The sequence below is a fragment of the Clostridium bowmanii genome, assembly GCF_018861315.1.
GTDB lineage: Bacteria > Bacillota > Clostridia > Clostridiales > Clostridiaceae > Clostridium_AD > Clostridium_AD bowmanii.
This window is the reverse complement of sequence record NZ_JAHLDL010000073.1, coordinates 1-4,166: the sequence shown is the minus strand read 5'-3', so window position 1 is coordinate 4,166 and position 4,166 is coordinate 1. Positions and strand designations below refer to the sequence as shown.

Sequence of the window (4,166 nt, the reverse complement as noted above, 5' to 3'; positions counted from 1 at the left end):
AACATGGAAAGTTAATAATGGACCACATACTTTTGCAGCATCCTGGGAAGCAAATGCAGGAAGTCCTTCAAGCTTCGGATTTATATATGGTTATAATACAGATTGGTTTAATGAAGATTATGTTTATGGTATGTGTTCTACATCTCATTATTCAGCTATATCAAATGGTAATGGTCCGCATAGTTCTGCTATGGTAGCAGGCAATAGTTGGGCTAATTTAGAAGTTTTACATTCAGGTACAGGAATATATTATGGTATAGTATATTAACAAGCTACTTAATTATTAGATGTAACTTTATCATTCTTGTATTAAATAGGAATGATAAAGTTATAAACAATAAGAAAATATATTGACAGAAGGTTAAATTTGGAGGAGTTCTCTTGAAAAAAATTAAGTTCATAATTAGTTTTTTTATAATGTTTATAGGAATTTTAATTATTGGAGAAAGTCATGCTTTTTATTTAGATAATTTTTATACTCAATACTCTAATACTACATTATATTTACAATTAAACACAACGAGTAAAGAAATGATTACTGATATTTCCAACTCATCAACAAGGAATAAAGTAGAGGTATTTACTTTTATACGCACTCAACCAAATATTTCTCTTACCGAATACAATATTTATGGGACACAAGGAGTTGAAAATCTTGTAAACCAAAATTCAAATATATTTAAAAGAAATTATAAAAGCCTTTTTTTAGGAAGTATCAATTTTAAATTTAATAATATTGATGATGTTCCAAATATTAAAAATCAAACTGAATATTATGTTATTGGTAGTAAAGACAATATAAAGCAATTTAAAATGGATTTAATTGATAAATATGCAGGTAATCACCCAAAAGAAGGAATTTCAAATAAAGAATCAGTAAAGAATATAATTGCTATATGGATACTAATAATTAGTATTATTTTATTATTTTCTTTTTATGACGTTATTTCACAAAAAAAAGAAAATCTTATTAGAATGACTATGGGAGAAAAAATAGGTAATATTATTTGGAAAAATATTTTATTAGATACTTTTGTATTTATGTTATCTTTTATATTAATTCTTTTTATATTATTTAAATATACTTTCGTATTCTTTGATTTTAAAATTTCTTTAATGTTATTTATTATTTCATTGATCTTAAATGGCTTATTATATTTAAGTTTATATTTTTTAAATGTAAAAGAAGTTTTTTCTAATAGTAAGAACTCAAAAAATTTGTTATCTATTAATTATGGTATAAAATTAATAACAACCATTATAACAATATTTATAATATCAAGTAATATTGGTTTTATTTATCAATCTTATACTTTTTATAAGCAACAAACTTTCTTTGAAGACCATTCAGATTATTTCCATATTAAGTTTATGTATTATCCAATCAATTATAGTGATGGTACTAGCAATGATAGAATAGTTGAATCTATGACTGTACAAGAAACATTTTATAAAGAATTTTTCAAAGAATTTAATACAATGGCAGTAAAGGATATTTCTGGTATTGTGAATAAAGGAGCTATATCTGCCAATAAAAATTCATTTAATTATTTATCTACCAAAATAATTAAATTAAATAACTTTAAATTAAATAAAGATTTTTATTTTATATTGCCAGATAAAATGAAAAATGATTCTAAAATTGTTGACGTATTAAAAAAAAGTATACCATTTAATGATGATGTTAATTTATCATACAACTATGATTTAATTTATTATCATGAGAATATTGATGTTGTCGGAATGGATGAGGATGAAATATATGGAAGTACTTTGATTAAAAATCCTATTATTATATACAATAATATGTCAGAGGCTCTTATTAAAAATCAAAGTATAAGGAGGTCTATAGGATCCTCAGATGAATTATATGATGTTATGTATGAAATATCATCAGCCACTCAATTAGATAAATTAAATAAATTTATTAAAACACATAAATTAGAAGGACAATTTATACAAAAAATAAATGTTTTAGAAAAATATGAAAACATGTGGATTATAGCGAAAAGAATTTTATATATTAATTTAATATTTAGTTTTTTAGTTTTACTTTTAGAAATTATTATTATTAACTCAATTATTACATTGGAGTACAAAGTAAATGCTATAGAGCTTTCTATAAAGAAAGTTCTTGGATACAATATTCTACAAAAGAACAGTAAAATTGTGATGATGACAGTTGTAACTACAATATTAAGTATTGTAATAGCTGTTATTGTTAATATAATGATGGAAACTAAGAAAGGATATTATTTGGTTTTTGGAGGAATAAGCATATTAATATTAGAACTTTCTGTTATTTTATTTTACATACGTAAAATTGAAAATTCGCAAGTCCAAAAGATTTTGAAAGGAAGAAATTTATGATTGAAATAAAAAATATATGTAAAAAATTTGATGAAAAAATAATATTTTCAGATTTTAATTTAACAATACAAAATGGAGATTTTATTATATTTTCGGGACCGAGCGGTTGTGGTAAAACAACTTTATTAAATATGATTGGTGCAATTGAAAAAATTGATAATGGGGAAATAATTGTTGATGGTATAGATATTAAAAATAAAAAAAATCATCTAAATTATTTTAGGACAAAAGTAGGATTTTTGTTCCAAAACTTTGCATTAGTTGATAATAAGACTGTTAATGAAAATCTAAACTTTATTTGTAAGAATTGTAAGACAAACTTGTCAATAGAAGAGGCATTAAGTATTGTTGGCTTAGAGGGAGAAAAAAATAAAAAAGTCTATACATTATCAGGTGGTGAGCAACAAAGAGTGGCTTTGGCTCGATTAATGCTTAAAAAATGCGATGTTATATTAGCTGATGAGCCTACAGGATCTCTTGATAAAAAGAATGCAGAATCTGTACTTAATATTCTAAAACAATTAAATAAGCTAGGTAAAACAATTATAATGGTTACGCATGATGAAGATATGAAAAAGCAAGGAAATAGGGTGGTGAATTTATGAGTAAAATTCAGAAAAAAAGAATCTTTATATGTATTATATTAGTTTTTGTAGGTCTAAATGCTTGTTGGTTTTTTATAACAACTATCAAATATAAAGAATTTGTAAAAGTTTTGCCTAAAGTTAGAAATGGCTCGTATGGTATGAAAAAAGAAGATGGTTATAACTATAATGTAAAAAAACCTGGATATTTACATTACACAGGAAATTTAGCAGTTTCTAATGATACAAAGGGTGAGCTTTTAATTATATGGCCATTGATATCAGGTGGATATAATTATGGTATAAGATTACAGGAAGATGGGAAAGCCTATGAAATCTATGTTGATGAAAATATGAACCCAATAGATAAATCTGACACGTATTCTGTCCAAAATATTAAAGATCATAAAGCTGGTGTGGAGTCATTACTATCTAAAGCTAATAAGATGTGGAAGTTGAAATAGAGGTTTCTTATATTGGGGTATGGCAACGACTAATGTAAAAATAACCTCCTAGAAAATAGCATTAAAAAAGGGCTATTGCCCTTAGTCGATTGTGACACATTATATGAAAAATGCGAAATACTTTTAAGGAGGTCGTATTAATTAATAAGTGCAGCATAGAAAGTTGCACTGACTAAGTACACTACTGTAAATATAATTGTAAATGATATATTAGTTCCACCTTTGTTAGTTATTTCACTTTTCTGTTGACTTAGATTTGTTAAATTATTCTTAATTTTAGCAATTTCATTTCCCGAATAATAACAATATATCTTATTACCATATATACCTAAAAAAACACATAAACTTATATTTAAAGATGTCGCAAATTCATGAGGAACTATAATTGTCAATATAAAAAATATAGTACTTGACGCTATCGCATAAAGATACATTTTTCTATATGCTAACCAGAAAAAAGTAAGAAAAAGAGCTGGCCAATTTAAACTGATATATTTGTTATGCCTTGCTCCTTTAAATTTTAACCATTTTGATATATAATATTGTTGTTTCTTAACTCCAACAAATAACTCAAACTCTTCAGTAGTCACTGAATCTGGAAGCGCATTAACTATAGTAAATCCTCTATCGGTTTTAATTTCATTACTACATTTACAACAAAATTCACTACCTTCCACTAATGAATTACCACATTTCACACAAAACATATTACTCCCCCCACAAACTATGCTTTTGGCTTTTTCATAAA

Annotated in this window: 5 protein-coding genes; 4 read left to right on the top strand and 1 reads right to left on the bottom strand. The window is 25.1% G+C overall.

What is annotated here, in order from left to right; all coding sequences use genetic code 11:
* The 4 genes from KPL51_RS22695 to KPL51_RS22680 all read left to right on the top strand — a co-directional run.
* Window positions 1-268, top strand: a 268-nt coding sequence (locus tag KPL51_RS22695; RefSeq protein ID WP_216166645.1) for a mediterrocin family bacteriocin, incomplete at its 5' end; no start/stop codon positions are given.
* Between the two features lie 113 nt (window positions 269-381).
* Window positions 382-2,370: a bacteriocin-associated integral membrane family protein gene (locus tag KPL51_RS22690; RefSeq protein WP_216166643.1), complete on the top strand. Its 1,989-nt coding sequence runs from the start codon at window positions 382-384 to the stop codon at window positions 2,368-2,370.
* Complete coding sequence (locus KPL51_RS22685) at window positions 2,367-2,975, top strand: ATP-binding cassette domain-containing protein (RefSeq protein WP_216166641.1); 609 nt, start codon at window positions 2,367-2,369, stop codon at window positions 2,973-2,975. Before KPL51_RS22690 ends, KPL51_RS22685 begins: the two co-directional genes overlap by 4 nt.
* Window positions 2,972-3,418: a hypothetical protein gene (locus KPL51_RS22680; RefSeq protein ID WP_216166639.1), complete on the top strand. Its 447-nt coding sequence runs from the start codon at window positions 2,972-2,974 to the stop codon at window positions 3,416-3,418. The genes KPL51_RS22685 and KPL51_RS22680 overlap by 4 nt, the downstream gene beginning before the upstream one ends.
* A gap of 137 nt (window positions 3,419-3,555) precedes the next feature.
* On the opposite strand, the gene KPL51_RS22675 is transcribed toward KPL51_RS22680, so the two are convergent.
* On the bottom strand, window positions 3,556-4,166 hold a 611-nt coding region (locus tag KPL51_RS22675; RefSeq protein ID WP_216166637.1), incomplete at its 5' end, for a DUF2628 domain-containing protein.

Coding starts and splice junctions, on each gene's coding strand:
- KPL51_RS22680 (WP_216166639.1), top strand. CDS start 2,972: ATGAGTAAAATTCAGAAAAAAAGAATCTTTATATGTATTATATTAGTT.
- KPL51_RS22685 (WP_216166641.1), top strand. CDS start 2,367: ATGATTGAAATAAAAAATATATGTAAAAAATTTGATGAAAAAATAATA.